The sequence below is a fragment of the Mesorhizobium australicum genome, assembly GCF_900177325.1.
GTDB classification, from domain to species: Bacteria; Pseudomonadota; Alphaproteobacteria; order Rhizobiales; family Rhizobiaceae; genus Mesorhizobium_A; species Mesorhizobium_A australicum_A.
In genome coordinates this window covers 167085-193699 of record NZ_FXBL01000004.1, presented here as the reverse complement: position 1 = coordinate 193699, position 26615 = coordinate 167085, and the positions used below count along the sequence as shown (strand labels likewise).

25 protein-coding genes and 2 pseudogenes are annotated in these 26615 nt (G+C 62.8%); 25 read left to right on the top strand and 2 right to left on the bottom strand.

The window, feature by feature from the left end:
- Positions 1-59: 59 nt before the first annotated feature.
- The 6 genes from B9Z03_RS03280 to B9Z03_RS03255 all read left to right on the top strand — a co-directional run bounded on the left by B9Z03_RS03280 (position 60) and on the right by B9Z03_RS03255 (position 9051).
- Positions 60-623, top strand: a complete 564-nt coding sequence (locus B9Z03_RS03280; protein WP_085462867.1) for a hypothetical protein — start codon at positions 60-62, stop codon at positions 621-623.
- On the top strand, positions 620-1993 hold the full coding sequence (locus B9Z03_RS03275; RefSeq protein WP_085462866.1) for a 7-cyano-7-deazaguanine synthase: 1374 nt from the start codon (positions 620-622) through the stop codon (positions 1991-1993). The genes B9Z03_RS03280 and B9Z03_RS03275 overlap by 4 nt, the downstream gene beginning before the upstream one ends.
- The gene (locus tag B9Z03_RS03270) at positions 1990-3174 is read left to right on the top strand and encodes an XRE family transcriptional regulator (protein WP_176247414.1); all 1185 of its coding nucleotides are present in this window, start codon (positions 1990-1992) and stop codon (positions 3172-3174) included. The genes B9Z03_RS03275 and B9Z03_RS03270 overlap by 4 nt, the downstream gene beginning before the upstream one ends.
- Positions 3149-3763 carry a hypothetical protein gene (locus tag B9Z03_RS03265; protein ID WP_085462864.1) on the top strand — a complete coding sequence of 205 codons (615 nt, stop codon included), beginning with the start codon at positions 3149-3151 and terminating at the stop codon, positions 3761-3763. The genes B9Z03_RS03270 and B9Z03_RS03265 overlap by 26 nt, the downstream gene beginning before the upstream one ends.
- Before the next feature lie 83 nt (positions 3764-3846).
- A complete protein-coding gene (locus B9Z03_RS03260) occupies positions 3847-7929 on the top strand; it encodes an Eco57I restriction-modification methylase domain-containing protein (RefSeq protein ID WP_085462863.1) in 4083 nt (1360 codons plus the stop codon).
- Between the two features lie 6 nt (positions 7930-7935).
- Positions 7936-9051: a phospholipase D family protein gene (locus B9Z03_RS03255; RefSeq protein WP_085462862.1), complete on the top strand. Its 1116-nt coding sequence runs from the start codon at positions 7936-7938 to the stop codon at positions 9049-9051.
- A 158-nt stretch (positions 9052-9209) separates the two neighbouring features.
- On the opposite strand, the gene B9Z03_RS03250 is transcribed toward B9Z03_RS03255, so the two are convergent.
- Together B9Z03_RS03250 and B9Z03_RS30170 are read right to left on the bottom strand one after the other, a co-directional pair.
- Entirely contained in the window at positions 9210-10280 is a 1071-nt protein-coding gene (locus B9Z03_RS03250) for an IS3 family transposase (protein ID WP_244561880.1), read from the bottom strand.
- Positions 10247-10399, bottom strand: a pseudogene (locus B9Z03_RS30170) (transposase); the annotation flags it as partial. The pseudogene B9Z03_RS30170 and the gene B9Z03_RS03250, both read right to left, overlap by 34 nt.
- A gap of 201 nt (positions 10400-10600) precedes the next feature.
- On the opposite strand from B9Z03_RS30170, the gene B9Z03_RS03245 reads away from it, so the two are divergent.
- The 19 genes and pseudogenes from B9Z03_RS03245 (at position 10601) to B9Z03_RS03160 (ending at position 26329) form a co-directional block, all read left to right on the top strand.
- Complete coding sequence (locus B9Z03_RS03245) at positions 10601-11401, top strand: type IV toxin-antitoxin system AbiEi family antitoxin (protein WP_085462861.1); 801 nt, start codon at positions 10601-10603, stop codon at positions 11399-11401.
- The gene (locus tag B9Z03_RS03240; RefSeq protein WP_085462860.1) at positions 11398-12213 is read left to right on the top strand and encodes a nucleotidyl transferase AbiEii/AbiGii toxin family protein; all 816 of its coding nucleotides are present in this window, start codon (positions 11398-11400) and stop codon (positions 12211-12213) included. Before B9Z03_RS03245 ends, B9Z03_RS03240 begins: the two co-directional genes overlap by 4 nt.
- A gap of 347 nt (positions 12214-12560) precedes the next feature.
- Positions 12561-13520, top strand: a complete 960-nt coding sequence (locus B9Z03_RS03235; protein WP_085462859.1) for an ArdC family protein — start codon at positions 12561-12563, stop codon at positions 13518-13520.
- Complete coding sequence (locus tag B9Z03_RS03230) at positions 13517-13921, top strand: DUF2958 domain-containing protein (RefSeq protein WP_085462858.1); 405 nt, start codon at positions 13517-13519, stop codon at positions 13919-13921. Before B9Z03_RS03235 ends, B9Z03_RS03230 begins: the two co-directional genes overlap by 4 nt.
- Before the next feature lie 119 nt (positions 13922-14040).
- Positions 14041-14529 carry a JAB domain-containing protein gene (locus B9Z03_RS03225; protein WP_085462857.1) on the top strand — a complete coding sequence of 163 codons (489 nt, stop codon included), beginning with the start codon at positions 14041-14043 and terminating at the stop codon, positions 14527-14529.
- A gap of 179 nt (positions 14530-14708) precedes the next feature.
- Positions 14709-16847, top strand: a complete 2139-nt coding sequence (locus B9Z03_RS03220) for a ParB/RepB/Spo0J family partition protein (RefSeq protein ID WP_085462856.1) — start codon at positions 14709-14711, stop codon at positions 16845-16847.
- A 103-nt stretch (positions 16848-16950) separates the two neighbouring features.
- On the top strand, positions 16951-17427 hold the full coding sequence (locus B9Z03_RS03215) for a hypothetical protein (RefSeq protein WP_085462855.1): 477 nt from the start codon (positions 16951-16953) through the stop codon (positions 17425-17427).
- A 71-nt stretch (positions 17428-17498) separates the two neighbouring features.
- Positions 17499-17780 carry a DUF6117 family protein gene (locus tag B9Z03_RS03210; protein WP_085462854.1) on the top strand — a complete coding sequence of 94 codons (282 nt, stop codon included), beginning with the start codon at positions 17499-17501 and terminating at the stop codon, positions 17778-17780.
- 48 nt (positions 17781-17828) lie between these two features.
- Positions 17829-18044, top strand: coding sequence for a hypothetical protein (locus B9Z03_RS03205; RefSeq protein ID WP_348528993.1), 216 nt, complete (start codon positions 17829-17831; stop codon positions 18042-18044).
- A gap of 425 nt (positions 18045-18469) precedes the next feature.
- Positions 18470-18634 carry a hypothetical protein gene (locus B9Z03_RS29290; protein ID WP_139832149.1) on the top strand — a complete coding sequence of 55 codons (165 nt, stop codon included), beginning with the start codon at positions 18470-18472 and terminating at the stop codon, positions 18632-18634.
- A gap of 191 nt (positions 18635-18825) precedes the next feature.
- Positions 18826-19374, top strand: coding sequence for a hypothetical protein (locus B9Z03_RS03200; RefSeq protein WP_085462853.1), 549 nt, complete (start codon positions 18826-18828; stop codon positions 19372-19374).
- Positions 19375-19384: 10 nt separating this feature from the next.
- Positions 19385-19825, top strand: a complete 441-nt coding sequence (locus tag B9Z03_RS30165; protein ID WP_244561645.1) for a hypothetical protein — start codon at positions 19385-19387, stop codon at positions 19823-19825.
- A complete protein-coding gene (locus tag B9Z03_RS03190; RefSeq protein WP_085462852.1) occupies positions 19725-20120 on the top strand; it encodes a hypothetical protein in 396 nt (131 codons plus the stop codon). Before B9Z03_RS30165 ends, B9Z03_RS03190 begins: the two co-directional genes overlap by 101 nt.
- 153 nt (positions 20121-20273) lie before the next feature.
- Positions 20274-21298 (top strand): annotated as a pseudogene (locus B9Z03_RS03185) (methylase); the annotation flags it as partial.
- A gap of 419 nt (positions 21299-21717) precedes the next feature.
- On the top strand, positions 21718-22764 hold the full coding sequence (locus tag B9Z03_RS03180; protein WP_085462851.1) for a DUF7146 domain-containing protein: 1047 nt from the start codon (positions 21718-21720) through the stop codon (positions 22762-22764).
- 368 nt (positions 22765-23132) lie between these two features.
- Positions 23133-24068: a DUF2493 domain-containing protein gene (locus B9Z03_RS03175; RefSeq protein WP_085462850.1), complete on the top strand. Its 936-nt coding sequence runs from the start codon at positions 23133-23135 to the stop codon at positions 24066-24068.
- A gap of 164 nt (positions 24069-24232) precedes the next feature.
- Complete coding sequence (locus tag B9Z03_RS03170; protein ID WP_085462849.1) at positions 24233-24649, top strand: hypothetical protein; 417 nt, start codon at positions 24233-24235, stop codon at positions 24647-24649.
- Positions 24650-24821: 172 nt separating this feature from the next.
- The gene (locus B9Z03_RS03165) at positions 24822-25298 is read left to right on the top strand and encodes a hypothetical protein (protein ID WP_085462848.1); all 477 of its coding nucleotides are present in this window, start codon (positions 24822-24824) and stop codon (positions 25296-25298) included.
- Positions 25298-26329 (top strand): serine/threonine-protein kinase, encoded by a 1032-nt coding sequence (locus B9Z03_RS03160; protein WP_085462847.1) that lies wholly within the window; start codon positions 25298-25300, stop codon positions 26327-26329. Before B9Z03_RS03165 ends, B9Z03_RS03160 begins: the two co-directional genes overlap by 1 nt.
- The last annotated feature ends 286 nt before the right edge of the window (positions 26330-26615 follow it).

Here is a 26615-nt window from a genome sequence, read left to right as displayed (position 1 = left end):
TGCTCCTAGTTTGACATTGTCAGCCTCTTGGAGATAGTATTCTGACATGGAGATTCGCCATGAGTGATGGACCGCATAGAAGCCTGCCGATGCTTCGGCGCTGGAGGGACGTCGCCGAAAGGGCTGCCAAGGCGGTTTTCTCGGCCGACGACGTATGCGAGGCCGTCACCCATGCATTGCGCAAGGACGCAAGAGGGCTTCCGGTCGAAGCGGTTCGCGAGGTGCTGGGGGCAGGACGGCAGGGCTATCTCTTTGCCGAAGACAGGATCGCGGAAATCGAGGCGCTCAGATCGGGCTGCCGGGGGTCTGCATTGGGAAATGCTCTTATCGACTGCGCAGTCGAAGCTGCCGGCAACGGACTCTACGGAGATGCCGCATGCCGGACGGCGCTGACGAACGCGCTTGAGCAATACACCCGCGATTGCTTCCGCGGTGTGGAGGAACATTACCTGCGCGAAGCCAGCGCGCGAAGCGCCGGCTTTGTTCGTGACCGCCTTGACGCAACCCGGAACGGGTTTGCGTTCGGTGCGCTCGCGGGTGATCTGGCCTCGGCCGGCGCAAGACAGAAACCCGCCTCGCGTCTGCCCAGACATACCGGAATCGACGAGGGGCCGCCCCTATGAGTTCCGGCGTCGGTCAAGTGAGAATTCCTGAAAAGTCGATCGAGGTTGTCGAGAGCGGGGGTATCGCGTCCGGCGGCTGGGTTCCCTTCGATCTAGGACGCGATTTCGAGTTCTCAACTGAAGCATTGGAAACCTACGCATTCGCGAGCTGGGAACCCGTGATCTATGACGCCATGGTCGTCGCGGCGGCGATCGAGTATGGCGACAGGATACTGAAGCGGCCTCCCCGTGGATGGGCACGCCGGATCGCGCTGCGTATTCCTGTTCATGACCCCGAACGGTGGAATGACGGCGAGCTGTCGGAGGCCCTGCTTGATGCTGCGGGCTTCCTGACGGGTGATTACTGGTCGATCGAATTTGTCCGGCGCGCAAACCCGGCACCGTCCCCACACAGTGACTATCTGAATCTGCCCGTACCGACCGAGGCGGTGCTGGCGTATAGCGACGGAATGGATTCGCGTGCCGTAGCGGGCTTGGTAGGCGCGGGGTTGGGCACAAAGCTCGTGCGCGTCCGGGTAGGGAGCAATGAGATAGGGCGACCGGACAAGAAGAGCTACCGCGAGCCTTTTACCCTAGTTCCCTACGACGTTCCCTGCAACATGCCGAACAGGGAAGCCAGCGCGCGGAGCCGCGGGTTCAAGTTCGCTTTGATCACCGGCATCGCGGCATATCTCTCCGGCGCCAAGGAAATCGTCATTCCCGAAAGCGGACAGGGAGCGATTGGCCCTGCTATTGCATCGGTCGTTCACGCCTACCCGGATTACCGGAACCATCCGCGGTTCACGCAAAGGATGGAGCGGCTGCTGAGAGCGCTGTTCGGGAGGGAAATACGCTACGTGTTCCCGCGGCTGTGGAGCACCAAAGGGGAAACCTTGCGATCGTTCGCCGCCCTTCCCGAAGGAACCACCTGGCATGCGACGCGGTCGTGCTGGAGAAGCAACCGCTGGAGCTCGGTCAACGGGAAAAGGCGGCAATGCGGTGTTTGCGCGGCCTGCATGCTGCGGCGAGTCAGCGTCCATGCTGCGGGCCTTACCGAGGCGGAAGACACCTATGTCTGCACTGATCCAACGGCGGCCAGCCTTGAAGAGGCGGTCGACCGGGATTTCACGAGGATGACTCCCGCCTACCGTCAGTATGCGATTGCAGGTGTCCTGCACATGGATCATTTGGCCGACCTGGCGTCGAAAGACGGCCTCCCGGTTGTCCGCCGCCATGCAGCTATGCTCGCGCCTGCGCTCGGGGTAGGCAAGGATCAAACCGAAGAGTCTCTGACGCGGATGTTGTCGGAGCATGCCAGTGAATGGAAGGAGTTCGTTCGTTCGATGGGAAGTAATTCTTTTGTCAGGCAGTGGGTACGGGCGGGCCTATGAGCGCAATGATCGAAAGCCTGCTGGACAGCGAAATCGGGGAGCGCCTGCGTATCGCACGGGAGGCCGTCCAGTTAACGCAAGCTGTCGCTGCTGAGGAAATTGATGTCGCGCGCACCACGCTCGTTGCGATCGAGCGGGGACAGCGACGGATCAAGATGAACGAGCTGCAAGAATTATGTTCGCTCTACGGGACTTCGGCGAACGCCATTCTCCGGCAGGAAGCCGTCCATCTGGACATGGTGCCCAGATTCCGCAAGCTTGCACAAAGCGCGGATGACGCTGCCGAGCGCGCTGCCGGCCTTCTCAACGATCTGGTCAGTGCTGAACTCGAGCTGGAGAACGCGCTCGGGATTAAGCGTGTCCGCAACTACCCTCCCGAACGGCCGATCTTGCCCGGCGATGTCCGGCAGCAGGCGGAGCAGGATGCTCAGGACCTTCGCGATTGGCTGGGGCTGGGGGCGGGGCCGGTTCTCGACATTGTTTCCCTGCTGGATCTCCAGCTCGGCATAAGGGTCTATGTCCGACCTCTGGACGGCAAGATTTCGGGTCTGTTCGCCTACGACGAAGCAGTGGGCGCGTGCATGCTGCTCAATGCCGGTCATCCCCTTGGGCGCATCATTCAAACCGGCGCACACGAACTCGGTCATTTCAACTCCGCAAGGCGGCAACCGGAAGTCCTGACCGAAGGCGAAGTCCCGCACTCCCGCGAAGAGCGCTATGCCGATCATTTCGGCCGGTGCTTCGTCACTCCCGCGCGGGCAGTGAGACAGCGCTTTGCCGAAATCACTGCGGGACAGACCCATCTTACGCGCCGTCACATAATCCTTTTGGCCAGCGCGTTCGGAGTCGCTCGCGAGGCCATCGTTCGCAGGCTGGAAGAGCTGGGGCTTGCCAAGCACGGTACGTGGGATTGGTTTCAGGCCAACGGCGGAATCACCGACGAGCAGGCGCGGCAGGTTCTGGGGGAATTGCCTGTCCGTGGCAGTAGCCTCGTTGAAGCGCAGGGAGCGGTGCCGCCGCGGCTGGCACTGCTTGCGCGCGAAGCATGGAAACGCGGCTTCTATAGTGAAGGGCAGCTAGCGCGCCTTCTGAAGCTCGATCGCCATGAGGTACGGAAGCTGCTGGACGGAGCCGAAAACGAGGAAAGCGAGGCCAATGAGCTTGTCAAGCTTCCTTACTGATGCTTCGCAAAAGATCGTCATTGATGCAAGCGTTGTCATAAATCTCAACGCTACGGGTTGTGCGGCGGGGATCCTGGGGGCCGTCCCGTCCCCTTTTTTCGTCACGGACAATGTCTGTGCGGAACTGCGTTTCGGCTCCCGCAATGGTCACAATGACGAAGAGCGGCTGAAGGCGCTTGTTGCCAGTGGAGCGGTGGGAGGGGCCGTCCTCGACGCACAAGGGCTTGCGATATACGAAACTCTGATCCGGGGCGCGGCCGCGCAGACGCTCGATGATGGTGAAGCGGCGACGATCGCCTGCGCGGTCCAGATGAACGGAATCGCGATGATCGACGAACGGAAGGCGCGCAAAATATGCGCCGACCGTTTTCAGACGCTCCCGATCGTTTCCACGGCCGAGTTGTTGACGGACGGCTTCATTGAAGATGCCCTTGGACGGCAGGGGCAAATAGAAGCGATCGTTGCTGCCTTGCAGGGTGCGCGTATGCGCGTTCCGCCAGAGCATGTAGAAAAGGTCGTCGGCCTGATCGGCGCATCAAATGCCGCCTCCTGCCTTAGCCTGCCCCGTAGGGCGCGGGCCGCTTCGTAAAGGACGAGAATTCGGTGGGTATAAGTCCTGCGGCAGGGGCTATTAACATTTGGTCGGCAGATTCGTTTGGGTAGAATAAACGTATGATCGAGAACGTATTTCAGGGCAGTCTTTTTACCAGCGATTTTCTGACACAGTCGATTGTCAGTAACGCGGACTGGAAAAGCATCAGTGACGATGACATCGATGCGCTTGCCGCAGATTTGGCTGCCGTGTTCGCAGCTTTCCCGGTCGGCCAGTCACCCAATGAAACCCGTACCGAAGATGACCTGATCTGGCCGGTCTTGCGGCGGCTGGGCTGGGATCAGGCGATGCGCCAGCAAAACCTGACCGTGAAGGGACGGGACGATGTACCAGACGGCCTGCTATTCGCCGATGCCGAAACCAAGACGCAGGCCGACCGCTTTCCAGAAGAGTACAAGCGCTACCAGTTCGGCCTCGCGATCGTGGAGTCCAAACGCTGGCGCCGGCCGCTCGATCGGCAGTCCGGAAAGCGTGGCGAGGAGCTGGCGCCGTCAACGCAGATGCTCCGCTATCTGCGCCGTGTCGATGACCTGACCACGGGCAACCTGCGTTGGGGCATCCTCACAAACGGCGGCAGATGGCGGCTCTATCATTCCGGCGCGCGCTCTGTGTCGGAACAGTTCTTTGAACTCGACCTCGCAGCCGTCCTCGGGATTGCCGGGCATGGCGATGGCCTGTTCGCGCTTGGTGACGAGCAGAAACGCCATGCCTTGCGCGTCTTCGCACTGGTATTTCGCAGGGAAGCATTCCTGCCTTCGGCGACCGATCCGCGCACCTTCCACGTCCGCGCCCTCGAAGAAGGCAAGTTCTATGAAGAACGTGTTGCCTCCGACCTTTCGGACCTCGTGTTCGACAAACTCTACCCGCTGCTTGCGCGTTCGATCGCAGACAAGGCGCCGGAAGCGCCTCTTCAGGATGTCCGCGAAGCGGCCCTGATCCTTCTCTACAGGCTGCTCTTCATCCTCTACGCGGAAGACCGCGACCTTCTGCCGGTCAATGACCGCCGTTATGACGACTACGGTCTGCGCGATCGCGTCCGGCTTGATGTCGGCGACCGCAAGGACAAGGGCGATACATTCTCGAATACGGCGGCGCGGTACTGGTCGGTTCTTGACGATCTGTGCCGCGCTATCGACGAAGGCGACACCTCGATCGGATTGCCGCCATATAACGGCGGGCTGTTCGACCCCGAGCGGACCCCGCTTCTGCGGCAGGTGCGCCTTTCCGACTCCGTCATGGCGGAAATGATCGACAAGCTCTCTTTCGAGCGCACTGACGACACGCGCAAATACATCAACTACCGCGACCTGAGTGTGCAGCAGCTCGGCTCGATCTACGAACGGCTTCTCGAACACGAAGTCGTCAGGGAAGGTGCGGTTGTCGACATCCGCCCGAACATCTTCGCGCGCAAGGGCTCGGGCAGCTATTACACGCCCGACGACCTGGTAAATCTCATCATTCGCGAAACGCTGGAACCGCTGATCGAAGCGCGCCTTGCCGCGTTCAGGAACAAGGCCGAAGAACTCGCCTCCTCGGATCAGGACGAAGGGCGCAAACTCGGCATATTAAGGCGGCTCGATCCGGCCGAAAGGCTGCTCGATCTCAAAATCTGCGATCCGGCCATGGGCTCGGGACACTTCCTTGTCAGCCTTGTCGACTACATGGCCGACCAGGTTATTACCGCCATGGCGGAAACCGAAACCATGGTCGAGTGGGCGGACTATATCTCGCCGCTTGCCGACCGGATCGAAGGCATCCGCAATACCATCCTCGGCAACGCCGAAGAGCGGAGCTGGACGGTCGATCCCGAGCAGCTCGATGACCGTCACATCATCCGCCGCATGGTCTTGAAGCGCTGCGTCTACGGCGTCGACAAGAACCAGATGGCGGTCGAACTGGCCAAGGTTGCTCTCTGGCTGCACAGCTTTACGGTCGGCGCGCCGCTTTCGTTCCTCGACCACCATCTGCGCTGCGGCGACAGCCTGTTCGGCTCCTGGGTGAAGACGGGCATCGAGAAAGCGACGGCCTATGGCAGTCCGCTTCTCCTGCACGAGCCGGTCAAAACCGCGCTCGGTTCGGCCGCCTCGATGCAGACCATCGAAGGACTGCCGGATGCGGAAATCGCGGAAGCGCACCGTTCGCAGGAAATCTTTGAAGGCGTCCAAGTGATGACGGCGCCGCTCAATGCCTTCCTGTCTTTGCTGCACGCCATCGAATGGCAAGACCTGAAAGGAAAGGACAACGCCAAGGCCATTCAGGGCTTTTTTGACGGCTCCTTCGGAGATCCTTTCGAGATCGCGCTTGGCAAGCGAGAGCCGCAAGTGCGCGACGACCACGGCCGCCGTTTCCTCGAAATCCTGAACGTTGCGCGCGAGCTGGTAGCGGAAGAGCGCTTCCTGAACTGGCAGGTCGCGTTTCCGGGCGTTTGGACGGACTGGGAAAACGAGGGTCTTTCCGGCGGCTTCGATGCCATCATCGGCAATCCGCCGTGGGATCGCATGAAGCTCCAGCAAGTCGAATGGTTTGCTGCCCGCAAACGTGAGATCGCTTTCGCGCAGAAGGCGGCCGATCGCAAGCGGATGATCGACGAACTGGAAAGGAATGACGATCCACTTTCCGGCGATTTCATGAAGGCGAACGAGCGGGCCGAAGCGGCGACGCGCATGGCCCGATCTGGCGGCGATTATCCGCTGCTGTCCGGCGGCGACGTGAATATCTATTCGCTCTTCGTCGAGCGCGCGATGGCGCTGGTCAAGAGGGACGGCATGGTGGGCCTCCTCACGCCGTCCGGTATCGCCTCAGACAAAACGTCCTCGACATTTTTCAAAGGCGTATCTACACAAGGTCGGCTGAAGGCACTGTACGATTTTGAGAACCGGCGCACGCGCTACAATGCTGCTCCGTTCTTCCCCGATGTAGATAGTCGCTTCAAGTTCTGCGTTTTTGTCGCAAGCCCGTCGCCGACGGTCGAAGCGGCCATGTGTGCCTTCTTCCTGCAAAGTGTCGCGGAACTAAGCGACCCGGAACAGCGGTTCCCGCTCACTGCCGACGACTTCGCGCGGGTGAATCCGAACACGGGTACTGCGCCGATATTCCGCTCGCGCCGTGATGCGAAGCTAACAACAGCAATCTATTCCAGCGGGAAAATTCTGTCGGACCGGTCAGGCGACCAGGAAGTCAAAGCGTGGCAGTTAAAATATTCCACGATGTTTCATATGACCAATGACTCCAGGCTTTTCCGGACGCGCCAGGAATTGGAGGAACAGGAAGGAGGCTGGCATAAAGGGGGAAATCGCTATGGCAGTCCGAAGGGAGATTGGGTTCCGCTTTATGAAGGCAAGATGATTCAGGCCTTTGATCACCGGGCCGCAAGCGTAGTCGTCAATCCGGAAAACCAGCACCGCCCCGCGCAACCAGAGCCTGCAACATTGGAGCAACATCGCGACCCGTCGTGGCTTCCTGCTCCGCAGTTCTGGGTATTGGAGGAAAAGTGCAAATGGCCTGCCGAACGGGGATGGGTTCTCGGTTTCAAGGAAATTACCGCGCCGACGAACGTGCGAACGTTTATCGCAGCTCTGTTGCCAACAGTCGCTTTCGGTAACAAAGTGCCATTGCTGCTGCGCGAAGATGAGGCCAAGGAAGAGTGGCTGCTTGCCGCAAACCTGAATTCAATACCCTTCGATTATGTTACAAGACAAAAGGTTCAAGGGCAGACTTTGAATCTGTTCATTGTCGAGCAGCTTCCGGTGATTACACCCGAGCGCTTCCATCAAACAATGTTTGGATCGAGATCGGCCGCTGAACTCCTGCGCGATATTGTTTTGGAGCTTACATACACTGCTCAGGACATGGCTCCGTTCGCGCGTGACATGGGCTACACCGATGATGCTGGAAACGTCCTCCCTCCGTTTGGATGGGACGAGGATCGGCGGCTGAGGCTGCGCGCGAAGCTCGATGCCATATTCTTCCATCTGTATGGCATCACGGATCGCGATGATGTCCGCTATGTCTACTCTACCTTTCCTATTGTAGAGCGGCAGGAAAGGGAATTGTACGGCGGTCAATACCGCTCCTGCGATTTGTGCCTCGCATACCTGAGCGCGCTCGCGGCCGGCAGCTCCGAAACCGATATGGTTGCGTGAGAATTCATGAAGAAGAAGGGCGGAAAACTCCGGTTAGTAAGCCAGACCTATGAAGGAAAGGCCCGGTTCTATTCGCAAATCAATGAAATCCTGGCGGCAGGCGGACTCAAGAAAGTATGCTTCGCGGTTGCCTATGCGCGGTGGGACGGACTAGGTCTTATCTCCGAACAACTCGAACAGTTTCTTCGGGCCGGCGGCGTTTTGGAGACCGCATACGGCTTCGACAACGATGTCACTTCCCCTGATAGCTTTCTCTACGGGCTGTATCTCAAAGAACTCTATCCGGGGAACGTGTATTGCGGGGCCTTTGAAGACAAATATCGCAACGCGGTATTTCACCCCAAGCTTCTCCTCTTCGAAGGGGACTACTATTGCAAGGCCATCATTGGATCGGCCAACCTAACCGGCGCGGGGCTGAGCCGGAACATAGAGCTCGGCACGAGACTAGAAGTGCCCCGAGGTTCCAAGATCGCAAATGACCTGGAAGGGGCTTGGAGCTATGTGAAAGGACGTGCCGTCGAAGTCGATATTTCGTTCGTTCGTTCGATGAAGGCACAAAACCGGCTGGATCAGGAAGGTGACGGTGACGACGGCGCCAAATCGGAGTCGGGTCAGCCCGCGAAACCTCCGTTGTCAGTCGGGGCCAAAGCGGCTCCGAAGCCGCTATTCGCAAAGGTTCTCGACATTGCAAATCCCCGGAAGCGGGATTTGGTTTTGCGTAAGCTTGACCCGCTTAGCAAGCGGCCCCGAAGGCTATATCTTCAGATACTAGCCGGTGAGACGGGAGCCCCCGATTCAAGCGTTATGGGGTATCAAATCCAGCTACCGGTGGCGACGCTGTCGGCCTATTTCGGTGTTGGCCCGGCACAATCCATGGAAGTCCTCTTTCATTTTGCAGCAGAGGACATTCGCGTCCATCTCACCCATTTCGAGAACAATACGCATCGCGTCAGATTACGGCCGCTGCGTGACGTGCCGCGGCCGGCAATTGTCATTTTTGAACGAGACGGGCCAAGCGAATTCACTTGTTCAATTGTTCCACCAAAAGACTATGCGCGGGTGCTCGCCGAGAAGTGCAATCAACAAACGAGAGCTGGCGCGAGGAAGTGGGGCCTGGAATGACTGGTCCCGCCCATACTCAATAGGTATCGCTCCAAGAAGTGTCGATCGTTGTAACAGTGTAAGGTTGGATTTTTAGAACCTTCGCGGGGCCTGCGCCAATGGAAGCATCGGAACGAATTGACGTAACGCTGTCGTCCATGTGACCTGCCACTGAACTGTCATCCAGTGGCGATTAGAGCCTCGGCCGTTTCTGTTACGCCGTAGGGCGCGGGTTGAGCAACCGGTGGAGACGCGAAGCCCTTATCGAGCGAAGCGTCGGAGGCGGTTGCGGCGAGGGTTCCGGCGAAGGCCGCCGGGGTCTGGTAGCCGAGCGAGGAGTGTGGCCTCGCGGTGTTGAAGTCCTGCCTCCATTCGGCGATGGCGCTGCGCGCATGGTCGATGCCGAAGAACAGGCTCTCGTTCAGCAGCTCGTCCCGCATCCGCCCGTTGAAGCTCTCGACATAGCCGTTCTGCATCGGCTTTCCCGGCGCGATGTAGTGCCACTCGACACGATGGTCCTTCGACCAGGCGAGGATGGCGTTCGAGGTGAACTCCGTGCCGTGGTCGGAAACGATCATGGCCGGCCTGCCGCGACGGCCGATCAGATCGGTCAGCTCACGTGCCACCCGACGACCGGAGATCGACGTGTCGGGGATCGCGGCCAGGCATTCGCGCGTCACGTCGTCGACGATGTTGAGCACGCGGAACCGCCGACCGCAGGCGAACTGGTCGTGCACGAAGTCCAACGACCAACGCGCATTCGGTCTCGCCTCGACCAGGATCGGCGCTCGCGTGCCCACCGCTCGTCGCCGCGCCCGGCGCTTGCGAACTGTCAGCCCTTCCTCCCGGTAGAGGCGATAGATCCGGTTGATCCCCGAAGGCTCACCCTCCCGCCGCAGCAGAATGAACAGGCGCCGATAGCCGAAACGCCGGCGTTCATTGGCGAGGTCACGCAGCTTGCCGCGCAACTCCGTCTCCGGCGGACGGCAGGACCGGTAGCGGATCATCTTGCGATCGGCACCGACGAAGGAACAGGCCCGCCGCTCCGACAGGCCCATGGCGGACCTCAGATGCGCGACGGCTTCGCGCTTGGCGGCGGGCCCTACCATTTTTTTGACAGCAGCTCGCGAAGGGCCGAGGCTTCCAGCATCTGGTCGGCGAGCAGCTTCTTCAGCTTCGCGTTCTCGTCTTCCAGGGCCTTCAGGCGTTTGGCGTCGGACACGTCCATGCCGCCATACTTCGCCTTCCAGTTATACAGCGTCGCCTCCGAAACCCCGTGCTTGCGGGCCAGGTCGCCCGCCTTCGCACCCGCCTCGTGCTCGCGCAGAACCGCGATGATCTGCTCTTCCGTAAACCGCTTCCGCTTCATCTGTCCGTCCTTCAATCGAGGCCGGACTCTAACTCCAGGTGGAGGAAAAACTCAGTGGCAGGTCACATGCAGCCGCAGTTTCGGCGGAACTAGGGTTGGCCCGCTCTTGAGACACGAGGGATGGGGGCTTGGTATTTTGCCGGCGGCGTGGTCGTTCTCGAATCAATTGCACAAGGTATTAGAAAATGATACTTTGTGCACATGAAATCAGAATCGCGAATTCACGCCCGGGACTATATCGCCCGCCTTGCCAGCGGCGGGCGATATCATTTCAGTTCCGGCGACGCGCGGGAGGCGCTGGGAGTTTCACCCGACGCCACCAAACTCGCCCTAAACCGCCTCGCGAAGCAGGGATTGATCGCCTCGCCGGCGCGAGGCTTTTACGTCATCATTCCCCCGGAATACCGCTCCCTCGGGTCTCTGCCCGCGGACCAGTTCATCCCCGCGCTCATGCAGAGGCTAGGCCAGCCCTATTATATGGGACTTCTCTCCGCAGCGCAGTATCATGGCGCTGCCCATCATCGCCCGCAGGAAGCGCAGGTGATGGTCGCGAAGAGCCGCCGCCCGCTTGCATGCGGCGCGGTGCGCGTCGCCTTCGTGGTGCGCAAGGATATCGCACGGATCCCCGTTCAGACCTTCAACACGCCGCGCGGCACCGTGCTTGTCTCCACCCCTGAGGCAACGGCGGTCGACATTGTCGGCTACTACGATCACGTCGGCGGCCTCGACCAGGTGGCAACGGTTCTGGGCGAACTCGCCGAGAACCTCGACGCCAGCAAACTGGTCGCGGCGGCGCAAATGGCGCCAATCCCCTGGGCGCAGCGTCTTGGCTATCTCCTCGAAAAGGTTGATGCCCATGCGCTCGCCGCGCCGCTGAAATCCTATGTGCGCACGCACGCACGGCAGACGGCTCCGCTCTTGCCCATAGCTTCGGCCGAGGGCGCCATGCGGGATGACGGGTGGAAACTTCTCGTCAACGCCGACGTGGAGGCCGAACTGTGATCCCGCGCGACTACATTACCGATTGGCGGGCGCAGGCGCCCTGGGTGCAGGACATCCAGATCGAGCAGGATCTCGTCATCTGCCGCGCGCTGGTCGCGATATTCTCACATCCAGTCCTCGCCGAGGCGCTGGCCTTTCGCGGCGGGACGGCGCTGTACAAACTCTATCTCAAACCGGCCGCACGCTATTCCGAGGACATCGACCTCGTGCAGATGCGGGCGGAAGCTGCCGGGCCGGTGATGGACGCGCTGCGGTCGGTGCTCGACCCGTGGCTCGGCGCCCCGCGTTGGAAGCAGACGGAGGGCCGCGTGACCTTCGTCTATCGTTTCGCATCCGAAGACGCGCCGCCCATCGCCATGAAGCTGAAGGTCGAGATCAATTCGCGTGAGCATTTCGCGGTTCACGGATTCAAGAAGCTTCCCTTCAGCGTATCGTCGCGCTGGTTCGAAGGGGCCTGCGAGATCGCGACCTACGAGCTGGACGAACTGCTCGGCACCAAGCTGCGCGCGCTGTACCAGCGCAAGAAAGGTCGTGACCTCTTCGACCTGGCCGTGGCGCTCGAGCAGAACGACGCCGACCCCGAGCGCATCGTCCAGACCTTCAGCTCCTACATGGAGCATGGCGGCCATACCGTCACCCGTGCCCTGTTCGAGCAGAACATGCACCAAAAGCGGAGCGATCCGCAGTTCACCGCTGACATCGGCCCCTTGCTGGCCAACGGCTACGCTTGGGATTTCGAGTCGGCGGCGGCGAAGGTTCAGTCCGCGCTGATCGAACGCCTGCCGGGCGAGCCGTGGAAGGGTGCATCGTAGTCAGGCAATCGCCTGCAATCCATTTGACTTTACGAGGTTGAGCAGCTTCAGCGATGGCCGAGGTATGTCGCGAGACTCGGATGACTTGGAAGTTGGGCGTCGCCCTTCGGGCCGGACTCTCGGCTGGCGCTGAAGCCCCCGCATGCGCGGTCTTCACCCTGTGGGCGTCGATCCCTGACGCATGGTGCTGCTGCTGTCGGCAGATGTCTGGAACGCGGCTTTGCGCTTTTACGGTTCTGCGCCTTTGCGGGCCCTCGGCCCGGCGAGAGTAAGAGTGCGGACGGGGTTTGCCGTGACGGGTTGAGGGCCGGGGAAGAGGTCTCCGGCGCCCGTCGCGGAGAACCGCGATGTCCAGATATGATCGCACCTCACGCGCCGGCTCGGACCGGACGAACCTGTACGACGAAATTACCAACAAGATCATCGCCGAGCTGGAAGCTGGCCGCGTGCCCTGGGTGCAGCCCTGGGGTAGGTCCGGGGCGAAAGTCCCGCTCGGCCTGCCCAGGAATGCCAGCACGGGCCGAAGCTACAGCGGCATCAACATCCTTCTTCTCTGGGGCGCCGTCGTCCAGCACGGCTTTCCCGGCCAGGGCTGGCTGACGTTCCGGCAGGCTCTTTCCTTTGGCGGCAATGTGCGCAAGGGCGAACGCGGCACTACCGTCGTCTATGCCGATCGCTTCGTTCCCGAGGACGAGAAGAAGCGCGCCCGCGAGACCGGCGAGGAGGCGCAGGCCATCCCGTTTCTCAAACGGTTCACCGTGTTCAACACGGCGCAATGCGAAGGACTGCCCGACGATATCGCCGTCACCATCCCGCCGCCGCCACCCGGCGTGATCGAGCCGATGGTCGAGGCGCTCATCAAGGCGACCGGCATCGACTTCCGTATCGGCGGTGACAAGGCGTTTTACGTTCCAGCCCACGACTATGTGGTCGTGCCGCCGCCGCAAGCCTACTACGAGCCGATCAACTGGCACCGGACCGCGCTTCACGAAATCGGCCACGCCAGCGGTCATCACAGCCGGCTCAATCGCGATCTTTCCGGCTCCTTCGGCTCGAAGAAATACGCCTTCGAAGAAATGATTGCCGAACAAATTTCGGCTTTCTGCTGCGCTTCGGTCGGCATCGTCCCGACCGTGCGCCATGCGGATTACATCGGCTCCTGGCTCGACGTCATGCGCGAGGATTCCCGCGCCATCGTCCGTGCCGCTTCGCAGGCCAGCAGGGCGGCGGACTGGATCTTGTCCTTCCTTCCGGATGCGGACGGTTCCGCCGCCGAGGCCGGCACCATCGACAGGAGGGCGGCATGATCCTCCTGCCCCCCGATCTGCGCCAACGCCTGCTCGCGAATGGCCGTCAGCGCGACGTCGACCATGTGCCGGTTGTGAAATTCTTCAATCCGCTCGGCGAAGGCGTCTGGCTCGCGACCGAACTGGATCCGGACGGCGACATTATGTTCGGTCTCGCCGATCTCGGCTATCCGGAACTTGGCAGCTTTTCGCTGGAGGAAATGGAGTCCATCCGATTGCCCTTCGGCATAGGGATCGAGCGGGACCTGCTCTTTACCGGGGATTTTCCGATCTCGGTCTGGGCCGAGGCGGCAAGAGAGGCTGGCAGCATACGTGCGGCCGAGCGCATTCTTTACGCACGCGCCCGCAGCGCTGCCGCGCTCAACCTCACTCCCCCCGATACGGAAACCCAGAAAGCCTGATTTCCGGCTGTGCGTTTTGCGATCCTGCGCCGCTCTCTCAGACGACGAGGGCGGCGCCTCGCCTCGTGACGGGTTGAAAGCTTTGGCACAGGGCCTGCTGCCCGTCGGGAGACGTAACTATGACCCGACATCAGAAGACTTTTGGTTTCGAGCCGCAGCCTCTCCGGTTCTCGGCCCAGGAGCAAGTTGTCATCTATGAGGCGCGCCAGATCCTGCTGCGCTATCTCAACCAGAACCCGGTCCTCTCGTCCTGGCAGGCGGTGCTGGACTATTGCGCGCTCACCATCCGCGGCGAAGTGGAGCGGTTTCATGTCCTCTATCTGGACAAGAAGAACCGGCTCATCTCGGATGAGTGCCTCTCCATCGGCACGGTCGATCACGTCCCCGTCTATCCCCGTGAAGTTCTGAGGCGGGCTCTGGCTCTCAACGCGACAGCGCTGATCATCGTCCACAATCATCCTGCGGGTGATCCTGAACCGTCGTCAGCCGACATGGCGATGACCAAGGAGATCCAGAAAGGCTGCAAGGTCATGGGCCTGACGCTGCATGACCATATCATCGTCGGTATCGGCCGGGAGGTCAGTCTGCGCGCCCGAGGCGAAATCTGATTGCTTGCCGGATGGCCTGACGGTGCTCGGCTTCATCCGCCCGCGGTTTCCCGGAGTGGTGACTTCCTGTCGCAGGAAGCCGACCGCGCTACCCGGAGAGTCAGAGGAGGGAGGGGATTTTCGCGACGGGTTGAAAGCGGAGAGAGAGGCTCTCGGCGCCCGTCGCGGAGACTACCCCGATGGCTACTGCCGCTCAGAAACTCACTCTGTCGCCCTCGCGCGACATCCCCTTCAACAAGCTCGTTCTCAGCCAGTCGAATGTTCGGCGCGTAAAGGCCGGCGTTTCGGTCGAGGAACTGGCCGAGGATATCGCCCGCCGCGGCACGCTTCTCCAGAGCCTCAATGTCCGCCCCGTGCTCGATGCCGAGGGCAACGAGACCGGCATGTTCGAGGTGCCGGCCGGCGGCCGCCGCTATCAGGCCCTGGCGATCCTCGTGAAGCAGAAGCGTCTTGCCAAGACCGCGCCGGTGCCCTGCGTCGTTCGCGATCCCTCAACAAATATCCTCGCAGAGGACGACAGCCTGGCCGAGAACACCCAGCGCGTGGCGCTGCATCCCCTCGACCAGTTCCGCGCCTTCCTCGACATGCGCAACAAGGGCATGACCGAAGAGGAGATCGCGGCGGCCTTCTTCACCACGGTTCAGGTCGTCAGGCAGCGGCTTCGCCTTGCCGCCGTCTCTCCCGTGCTGCTCGACGTCTATGCCGAGGACGGCATGACGCTGGAGATGTTGATGGCTTTCACCGTCAATCCCGACCATGCCCGTCAGGAACAGGTCTGGGAGAGCATCCGCAACTCCTGGCAGAAGGAGCCGTGGCAAATCCGGCGCATGCTGACCGAAACCACGGTCCCGGCATCCGACAAGCGTGCCCGTTTCATCGGCCTCGAAGCCTATGAGGCTGCGGGCGGCGCGATGCTTCGCGATCTCTTTGCCCACGACAATGACGGCTGGCTGCAGGACGTCTCCCTGCTCGACCGCCTGGTTGACGAGAAGCTGAAGGCGATGGCCGACGAGATTGCCGCCCAGGGCTGGAAGTGGATCGACGCTTCGGTTGAACTTCCCTACGGCCATGCCAACGGCCTGCGCAAGCTGACCGGCACGACGCAGGACCTCACCGAAGAGGAACGGGCGGCTCGCGAGGCACTCCGCAACGAGTATGACGATCTCGAATCGGAATACGCGGAGGCCGACGATCTGCCCGAAGAGGTGGATCAGCGTCTCGCGGAGATCGAGGCCGCCCTCAGTGCCTTCGAGAACCGTCCCGTCAGCTTCGATCCGGACGAGATCGCCCGCGCCGGCGTCTTCCTCAGCATCGGCCGGGACGGCGAACTCGTCGTCGATCGCGGCTATGTCCGTCCCGAGGATGAGCCGGAAGCCGCCGTCGAGGGCAACGGCTCCTCGACCGGTGGTGACGCCGGCATCGGCCACGGTGACGCCGATGTCGATCCTTCGGCTCAGCGCACCGTGATCACCATCGGCAGCCAGCCGACGGATACGGATGACGACGTCATCAAGCCGCTGCCGGATCGCCTGGTGACGGAACTGACGGCCGAGCGTACCCTTGCACTGCGCGACAGGCTGGCCAACAATCCGTCCGTCGCGTTCCTGGCCGTGCTGCACAAATTCTGCCGGGACGTCTTCTCCCGCTACATCTCCTACAGCCCGGCCATGGAAGTCTCGGTGCGCAACACCGGATTCTCCCTGCAAGCGCCCGGCTTGAAGGATACCCCGGCGGCGCAGGCCATCGAGGAACGCCACAAGGCATGGGAGGCGCGCATGCCAACCGACGAGACCTCCCTCTGGGATTGGCTCGTCTCTCTCGAAGGCACCGAGCAGGCGGCGCTCTTCGCGCATTGCGCTGCTTTCGGGGTCAACGCCCTCTACGAGAAGGCCGATCGCTACGGTGGCGGCACCGTCACCGTGCACGGCATCCAGCAGCGTCTCGCCGAGGCGGATCGGCTCGCGCGCGCTGTCGAACTCGACATGGTGGAAGCAGGCTGGAAGCCGACGGTCGAGAATTATCTCGGCCGCGTCACCAAGCCTCACATCCTCGAAGCCGTGCGCGAGGGGGCGGGCGAGCGCGCCGCCGAGCTGATCGACCATCTCAAGAAGGGCGACATGGCCAGGGAGGCCGAACGCCTGCTGGCCGACACCGGCTGGCTTCCCGAGCCGCTGCGCCTGGTCGCGGAGGAGCCGGCGGAACTCTCGGCCGAGAACGACGAGGAGGACGAGGCGCTGCCCAACTTCCTCGCCGGCGACGACGAGGACGATGCGAGTGACGCCGACGACGAGCCGGCGGTTCTCGTCGCCGCCGAGTGACACGCATCTGCGGGGCGGCGTCGGTCGCCCCATCTTTCTTCTTCATCCTCCATCCGCAAGGCCCGGCATCCCGCCGGGCCGTTTTCGTTTCAGGAGACCAACAATGTCCGCTTCTCTTGTCCTCGACATAGCTCCGCTCGGCTCGCTGATTGCCTATGCTGACGGAGAGCCCAAGCCGCCCGCCCGCTTCACGAAGAAGCTGGCGGCCTGGGAGCGCCGCAACGGCGTCGGCCGCCTTGTGCGCAAGGAGCCCGCGCGTGAGCGCCCGACCTACACAAGCCCGCCATGCTTCACACTGCATGAAGGCAATTTCGGTCAGGGCGGCATCATCCTCGTCACCGTCATGCGCACCTATGGCATCGACAGCGACCTGACCTTCCGGGTCATCGAGCGCCCGAGGGTCGGTCAGGTCCGCGTCGTGCAGGATATCGGCGATAACGTCGAACTGCTGCATCTGGCGGAGAACCGTGAGGCCGCCGAACTCTGGCTGGCAAAAGCGGGATACAGCCGCGCCCGGCTTGAGGACGTCACGGCCGATGAAGTCGGCGCCGATGTCGTCGAGGGACGCGCCGCCGCCTGACCATCGCTCATTCCCGCTCACCTGGCCCGCCGTCGAATGACCGCGGGCCATTTTCGTTTCAGGAGAAACCCATGGCCATTCCCGACTACGCGCGCACCAACTTCAACACGCTGCTACGCGCGGCAGGTGACGGCAATCTCGCACTCATGGAGTGCATGGATGCCGTCACCCGCGAGCCGCGCTACGTCCTGTGCGCCGTGGGGCGTGCGGAGGACGGCGATTACGTCATGACGCCGTTCGGCCATCTTGCAGACGGCAATCCCTATGACGCCTACCTGCCGCCTGATCCTGACGATCCAACCGGCTTTATCCCGAAAGCGAAGACGGAGGGACAGCATGATGACGGTGAATGAGATCTTCGCCGAGGACCGCCGCAATCCTCCCGCGGAGCGCTCGCTTCGGTGGGAGGAAACCCGTGGTGGCATCACCATCGTCGTGGAGCCGAAGCAGCGCGGGGCTTTGGGCTCGATGCCCGTGAATACTGCTGCTATGCCGACTGGAACGCGAACGGCGGCCGGGCGCGGTTCTACGGCCATATCGATACCTGCGGTGACGATCTGCTGCAGAGGGCCCGCGCCATGACCGCCCGCGAGATCGCGGACGGACTTTGGGGCTGATCCCGTATCGGCCCGTTTGGCCGTGCCAGGCCATGTCGTGCTGAGCACAGACATCGAGCCTGCCAGAGTCGATATCCAGCGCGCATGGGCCGCCATCGTGGTTTCCGGGGACGGGTTCCGCCGCCTGTAACAGCGTTGCGAGAAGACCGGCATGGGGGAAAGCTGGCGGCGAAGGCAGCGGCACCTGCGACGGGTGCCGGCTTCCAGCCAGAGACCAGGCACCACCCCCGCTTCCATTCGCAAACCTTGGTCCGAACCGTCTCTTCGTCAATCAACCCCGAAGGGGTCGGCTTACGCGAGCGTGCCGCCCTTGCGGATTCGGGGCTTGCCCGAACGCGCGAGGGTGATTGCAGATCCGGTCAGACACTTCGGGCGCCTGTCGCGCGGGGGATGGTCCCCCGCCTCCAAGACAGGAGCCGGAACCCATGTCCTACGCAGATGCCACCGCCTTCGCCGCCAGCCTCGCCGCCACGCTGATGGTCTCGATCGTCGTGTTCCAGGCTGGCGATGGAACCCACGGCGCCATGCCCGCCGATGAATTCGATGGCGACGAGGAAATGGTGAAACTGGAACTCGATCCCTGGCAGTGAGGCGAATGCGCCTCACTCACCCGGCCCGGAACGCACAGCGCATCCGGGCCGCGATCGCGTGCGGCGGGATCAGGCCCGCCACCCGCAGCGGTAAAGGGGGGCGGAGCCGAGAGTGAGAGGCCGGCCGGTTTGGCCGTGACGGGATGAGGGTCGGAAGAGAGGCTTCCGTCGCCTGTCACGGAGAAACCGAAATGGACACGTTCACTCTTATATCCGCCGCCGCTCCGGTTGCGCGGGCCATCGCCACCCTTACCGCCGCTCGCAAGCTCCCGCTGCGAGTCGATTGCCTTGGCGAAATCGAGTACCCGGAAGACGATCCGATCTACGGCTCTTATACCGTCCCGCACACGGTCGAGCTGGCGCAATGCGCATCGCTCGCCGAGGCCATCGCCTGCGTCGAACGCTTGGCTCGACAGGACGAGATCGCCACCGGCGAGGATGGTGCTCTCGGCTTCCTGCCCCGTCTGTTCATCGTCCGCGACGGCGAGCACTGCCTGGTTCTCGCAGGCGAGCCGTGGCGGCGCAGCGTCAGGTGGTGCGAACCCGTCGCTTCCGACGGCGAAGCCCGGCTGATCGTGGAAAAGGCCAGTAAGTTGCGCGGCGAAGCCTCGTTCGAGGCCGGTTGGGACAACCATAGCACCGCTCGCAGCCTTCGCTTCCGCGCGAGCGCACTCGAGGGCCGGCTGGTCGATCCCTCCTGGCGGCAGGCTGCTCGCGCTGCGCTGTTCCAAGCCGCGTGAGGTGCGAGCCATGAGCGAATACACCGTCAAGATCGGCTTCTGGATGCGCGCATACGACGGTTTCACCGTCGAGGCCGGCTCGGACGCCGAAGCAATCGAGAAGGCGAAGGTTCAGGCGAAAACCGCCATGGAATCGATGGCCCGTCCCGAGCATATCGACATCGATGAGCGGCGCGAAGGCATCATCGTCTTCATCGACCGCGTTACGGCCGATGGTCGCAATGCCATCGCGGATGATGTCGAGTTCGACAGCGACCGCATCCACCCGGCGCCCACGCCTCGACCGCCGCAACATCCAGCCAACCCAGCCCGGCCGTCGCGCCGGGCTTTGTCGTTTCAGGAGCCATTTCATGCCCGAATACACGATCGAGGTCACCTATCACCTCCCGGTTTACCGGCACCGCACTTACTCCGCCGATACGCCCGCGGCCGCCTGCCGCCTGGCTGTTGAGGACGATGAATGGACGACCGGCAAGTTCGATCACGACTCGGCAGGAGAGAACTACGTCACCGGGATCTGGGAGGGAGCTGATGCGGCCTATTCCAGCCCGCCGATTCCCGTCCCCTCGCATTTCGGGGAGACGATCCAGCGCAAGGCCGCGCATTTCGAGATCCTGCTCGGCCTCCTGAAGATGCTGGTCGCGGACCGCCTCGCGGATCGCGCGTCATCGGACGAATGGGTCGAAAGAGCCTCGTGGGCGGTCGCTCGCGGCGAGGCGATCATCGCCGGCGCGCGCGATCCCTGACCCTCCCACTGATCCCCTGAGCCATGTCTTGCCGGCGATGTGTCAGGGCCGATGCGTCAGAGGGAGAGAGCGGCCGGGACGGATGTGAGCCGGTGCGGTTGAAAGAGAGCGCTGCGCGGCTCGATCCTGTCCCGCTCTCCCGAGGTCCTCCCCATGAACATGATTTCCGCGTCCGCAGCGGCGCCCGCTGCCGCGTTGCTTCCGGCCGTCCACGATCCCGACACCTCTTCCGCGATCTTCGCGGCGGCGCAGTTGCTCCTTCCCCATCTTGAGCGCGGTCAGCGCGTTGACGCCGCCACTCTGCGCAGCGCGATGGAGTCGGCCTTCGGTACGTCCGACGCGACCGGCGCCTGGGACTGGAAGACGGCCTATGACGCCAGCGAGGCCGCGACCGTCCTGTTTCTCCGTAAATACGGACGTGCGCTTTTCCGTAAAGCCGCATCTCCGGCTGCACGGCTTTCCGCCCTGTCGAAAATCACCGGTCTTCTGCCGACACACACGCGCCGTTCCGAGGAGGCGCAGACCTTCCAGCAGTTCTCCACGCCGATCCCGCTGGCCTTGGCCGCCGCAACGGCCGCCGCCATCACCCCGGCGGATCGTGTGCTGGAGCCTTCGGCCGGCACAGGGCTTCTCGCCATCTTCGGCGAGATCGCTGGCGGCTCGCTCGCGCTCAACGAGCTTGCCGAGACCGCGCCGGCCTCCTTTCTCTCCTCTTTCCGGCCCTGGTTGTCACGTGCTTCGACGCGGCCCAGATCGACGACCATCTCGATCCACGGGCGATCCCGAGCGTCGTGCTCATGAACCCGCCGTTCTCGGTCATGGCGAATGTCGGGGGCCGCATGGCCGACGCCGCGTTCCGCCATGTCGCGTCGGCGCTGGCACGTCTCGCTCCCGGCGGCCGTCTGGTGACCATCACCGGCGCCGGCTTCGCGCCCGACAATCGGGCCTGGTCAGCAGCCTTCGCCCGGCTGCAGGAGCGCGGCCGCGTCGTCTTCTCCGCTGCCATCGACGGCTCGGTCTATGCAAAGCACGGCACGACGATTCCCACACGGCTCACCGTCATCGACAAGCTGCCCGCCGACGATCCGACCGTGTTTCCCGCGTCTCTCGGCGTCGCGCCTGATGTGGCCACGCTGATCGGCTGGCTGGCCGAACATCTGCCCGCCCGGCTGCCGGTCGATCCGTCGGCGGGCGTGCCGAACGAGTCCACCCGCGTCTATCGGCTCCAGACCGACGCGGGCGAGCGGATCATCGGCCGCAAGGTCTCGCCGGCCTCGGCCGCCAACGCGACCACGACCGGCGCGACCGCGCTCACGCCGGACGAGGCTTTCATCGCGCTGATGGACGGCCGGACGATCCTCGATCTTTCCGAGGGCCTCCAGCTTCGCCGGACCCGCGTGATGGGTGCCAACCGCATCGAGCTGTCGGGTTTCACCGACACGATGCGGGAGCGCCTCACCGCCTATGGCCTCTTCCACGAAATCATCTCGTGGAAGCTGCGCATGTTCGTACCGGTTGATGCGAACGGCCCGGCCGTGCTCGCCAGACTGCTCGACCGCTGGCCGGTTGAGCGTATCGGCGAGCGGGAGGCTGCCTGATGGCCCGTCACGACGCCTCCGAACTGGCGATCCGTCTCGGCCGGCAGGCCGAGGCGGTCTGCCGCCATTACCTGTCCAACGGACGGCGCCAGGGCCGCTACTGGACGGTGGGCGACGTTCGCAATACGCCCGGCCGGTCGATGTTCGTCCGGCTCAGCGGACCGGAATCAGGTCCCGGCGCCGCCGGGCATTGGACCGATGCCGCAACCGCCGAGTATGGCGATCTCCTCGACGTCATCCGCGAGGCGCTCGGCCTTGTCGACTTCAAGGACGTGGCCGAGGAAGCCCGCCGTTTCCTCTCTCTGCCGCATCCCGAGCCGGACAAGACGAGGACGCCGACCGGCAGGGCGCCGGGCATGGCCTCGTCGGGGTCGCCTGAAGCGGCACGGCGGCTCTTCGCCATGTCGCAGCCGGTCGGCGGCACGCTTGTAGAGACGTATTTCCGCAATCGCGGCATTACGGCTTTGCACGAAACCACAAGCCTGCGTTTCCATCCGCGTTGCTATTATCGGCCCGACGAGCATTCGCCCACCGAGATCTGGCCGGCGATGGTCGCTTCCGTCACCGACCTCGCCGGACGGCAGACGGGGGCGCACCGCACCTGGCTCAGCCCCGACGGTTCGGGCAAGGCGCCTGTCAAGACACCGCGGCGGGCGATGGGCGACCTTCTCGGGCACGCCGTCCGTTTCGGGGTGGCAGGTCGGGTGCTCGCGGCCGGGGAGGGCATCGAGACCGTGCTGTCGCCCCGTATGGTCCTGCCCCAGATGCCGATGCTGGCGGCGCTCTCGGCCGCTCACCTTGCCGCTTGTCGGTTCCCGGCGACGCTGCGCAGGCTCTATGTGCTGCGCGATCGCGACCCGGCCGGGGACGGCGCGAGAAATGGCCTGATCGCCAGAGCGACGAGCGTCGGGATCGAGGCAATTGCGGTGTCGCCGGTCGCCGGGGACTTCAACGAGGATCTGCGCTGGCGCGGCGTCGATGCCCTCCGGGCGACACTGAAGGAACAGCTTCACCCCGAAGACGTCAGCCGTTTCATGGAAGGGTGAGGAGATCGGCGGGAACGAGGCGCGGTCCCCGGGCGTCTCCACCTGCCGCCTCCGCTCATCATCGGGAAACATCCTTCGTTGTCGAAGAGTCCGGCGCCCACGGCCTTCTCAAGAGGGCGATCGGCCCACAAGCGGGCCGGCCAGGCAATGGCCGCGTTCGGGATATTTTCCGCCGGCGCCTGACCACCCCACGCGACGGGTCGCATGGGGACCCCGGATCAGCCGCCTTTGCAGCGCGAAACAAAATAGCCCGAACCCGGCCATCAAAGCCCTCGCGGGAGCGCGAGGGTGCCAGTCCGTCCCGCCCGCGGGCTTTCGACGCCTGCGAAGGCCGCGATGGGCGCGGTCTCCAGACAAGGACGCTCCCGATGATGAATGAAGACGAAAACGCAGGTTTCGAGCCGAACCACACCTCATCCCCAACCGATCATGTCCTCACCGAACTCCAGCTCTATGGCTGGCGTCCGTTTCAGGATGAAGCCGATCCGAGGCCGCTGCCGGAGGGCAATCAGGTCGCCGCCGCGGTCGCGGACATCTTTGATGCCCTCGTCGCCACACTCGGCGACACCCGCCTCGAGCCCGACCTCGACGAACTGCTCTGGTCGACCGTCAATCTCTTCCACCGCGCCGCCGGCCGGGTCGAGCGCGAGCTTGACGACAACGAGCAGGCGCAGCGCTGCCTCCAGCGGGAACAGGACGGCAGCGAGGTGAAGTCGGTCGAGCTGGAGCGCCTCACGGCAGAGGGTCAGACCTTGATCGAGCGGCGCAACAGCATGGAACTCTTCCGCGATCTCTCCGCCGAAGCCTTCGAGCGCCACACCGGCACCGCCTGGCGGCCGCGCACCGGATCGATGGTCAACCACCGCAACCTGACCGCCGCGATGATCGACAGCCGGGATTTCCTCGCCGCGAAGCGCCGCGCCGAGACTGAGGTGATGCTGCCCTCCGGCCCCAGGGTCGCCCTGACCGGCGGTCTCGACTACAATGACCATCGCCTGATCTGGGCGAAGCTCGATCAGGTCCATGCCAAGCACCCGGACATGGTGCTGCTGCACGGCGGTTCGCCGAAGGGCGCCGAACTGATCGCCGCGAAATGGGCGGACAATCGCGGTGTGCGCCAAGTCGCCTTCAAGCCCGACTGGACGAAGCACGGCAAGGCCGCGCCCTTCAAGCGCAACGACGCCATGCTGGACGTCCTGCCGGTCGGCGTCCTCGTCTTTCCCGGAACCGGGATCCAGGAAAACCTCGGCGACAAGGCCCGCAAGCTCGGCATCCCGGTATTGAAGTTCGACGGTGGCGCGTAAAGCGCCGCTTCGGGCGGCTGCTTCAGCCGCCAATACTTGACTACGCAACCGGCTGATGGCTTTGATGAAGCATCCTTGCAGAACCGGCGAAGTAGCATAGTCGCAGGCGGAGCGTACCTTCCGGCAGCCTGTCGTGATCCTCAACCATTCATGTGGAGGCTTCCATGACGCTGATCCTGCTCGCTGTCTCCCTGTCGATCGCGCTTTGCATCATCGCCTATAATCTTGCGATCTACGCCCTGCCCTTCATGGTTGGCCTTTCGACTGCTCAATTTGCTTATGGCGCTGGCGCCGGCTTCCTGATGTCGGGGCTTGCCGCGATCGGCGCGGCGTTCCTTTCCATCGGGCTGGTGATCGCTGTTCTCGGCTTTGCGAAGAACCCGGTTCTGCGTCTCATCGCTCTCGCCGTCTTCGCGGTGCCTGCCGCGATTGCCGGCTATGCGCTCGTTCATGGGGTCGCGAAGAACGCCATCGACTCGGGCGTTGCACTCAACCTGCTCTGCGGCACTGTTGGGTTCTTCATCGGCATCGCGGCCATGATCAATCTCAACGCTCTCGGGGTATCCGCCCTTTCGCGCTGATGTGGCGGCCTCGATCCGCCGCTTCCGTGATGAATACCGCGGCTGTCAAATGCGGAATTGTCCTACAAGAGCACGCCTGCTGAGCATCGGCGGTGCGGCGGCCCCATTCTCGTTCTCTTCACCAATCGTCATCTACGTTGTATCAATATGCCGCAAAAAACCGGGGGGCTGGATGACAAAGCGATGGTTGGGGCTCAGCGCCTCGAAAGAAGGCGTAATCTACGTCGATGCCGAAATCCCGGACGACGAAAGTGAGCCACTTGTCGTGCTCGCAGACGATACTTGGAAGGTCCAGAACGGCGACCGGGCCACCGCATATAATGTGCTTCATCAACAGTGCGCCGACTATCTAAGAGAGAATCAAATCGACGGTGTGGTCGTGAAGGCCAGCGCGGTGATGGGGAAGGGATCTGCAAAGCTCGGGATGTTGCAGAGCGCCGAAGTTCGCGGTGTTGTCATCGCCGCCGCGGGCTCGGTCTGTTCTGTAAAGCAGCTCACCAAGGGCGTGATCAGCAGGACTTATGGCGAGCGCAATGTAGACGACTACGTGGCCGACGATTCCTTCTGGGATAAGCAGACAGCCGGTGGGAAACTAAGGAAAATGAGCCGTGAAGTCGCCATGCTCCTGATCGCCGCGAGGAATGCCTGATGGGAGAGTACGTCTCCGGCCTCCAGATTGATGACAGGATCGGCAACGGGCACTTCGGCCAGGTGTTCAAGGGCACCGACCCAGCTCACGGGAACGTAGCGGTGAAGGTTTTGAGCCGCGAGGCGCACCACGACGATGCTGCCTGGGAGAAATATAAGGGCGGCTCTCTCAACGAAGCCCAGCACCTCTCGAAGGCAACCCACCGCAATGTGGTCCAGGTGCATCACGTGGTCGAAGGCGACGGTGGCAACAGTGTCGTCATCTGTATGGAGTTTTGCCCCGGCGGATCGTTGCAGGCCAAGTTTGAGGAAGGGCCCATGACTCTGCCTGCCGCCAAAAAGGTGGCGACAGAGGTGTTGCTTGGGCTGGGCGCTCTACACGCGCGTGAGATGCTCCATCGCGACATCAAGCCCGCGAATATCCTGCTGGATTCGAAGGGCGTCGCGAAGCTCGGTGACTTCGGCCTGGTGACCGACGAACTGATCCTGGGTTATGGCTCCCAAGCCGGGTATAGCGATCACATTGCCTATGAGGTCTGGCACGGCAACGGAACGAGCCCGAAGACCGACATATGGGCGCTGGGCATGACCTTGTTCCGGCTACTGCATGGCAAGGTATGGTACGAGGAAGCACCGGACCCCCGACACATAATCCCTGGTGGGGGCTTCGTTGATACCCTCAGATGGTTGCCCCACATCCCGAAGGCGTGGCGCACCGTCATTCGCAAGATGCTGAACGACAATCCCGCAGGTCGGCACCAGAGCGCGGGTCAGGCCCTAACAGGCATCGCCGCGCTGCCGATTGACCCCGTCTGGACCACGACGGTTGAGCCGGAGTTCGTTCTATGGCAGCAGGTGAAGGGGCAGCGTCGGTTGCAGGTGGAATGGGAACGCATCTCCCAGCGCAAGCACCGCTGGCGCGCATGGAGTGAGCCATTGGGAGCTGGACGCTCGCGTTCTCTCGGCGCATCGGACGGCATTGTCGGACAAACCCAGGCTATGGCTGAGTTGCGCGCATTCTTCGAAGCCTAGCTCAGTCGGAAGCGCCGGGGCAGCAGGAAATGGCCGCTGAGGTCCGCAGAGGTAATCCGCTTAAGACCCAGGCTGGCTGTGGCTACCGCGCGGCGCTCCTTTGCGCACCGCTTACAGTAGGCAGCACTGGCGTTCACGCCTTGGGGCGGCCGCCAGTAGTTGCCGCAGCAGCGGCATTTCGGAAGGCTCACGCCCAGATTGGGTGACTTGCGCTTCAACGTCCCACCTCCCCTTCATAGTGGGGACAAGCTGTGAACAAACCGTGAATCACCTCCGATGCATTGTC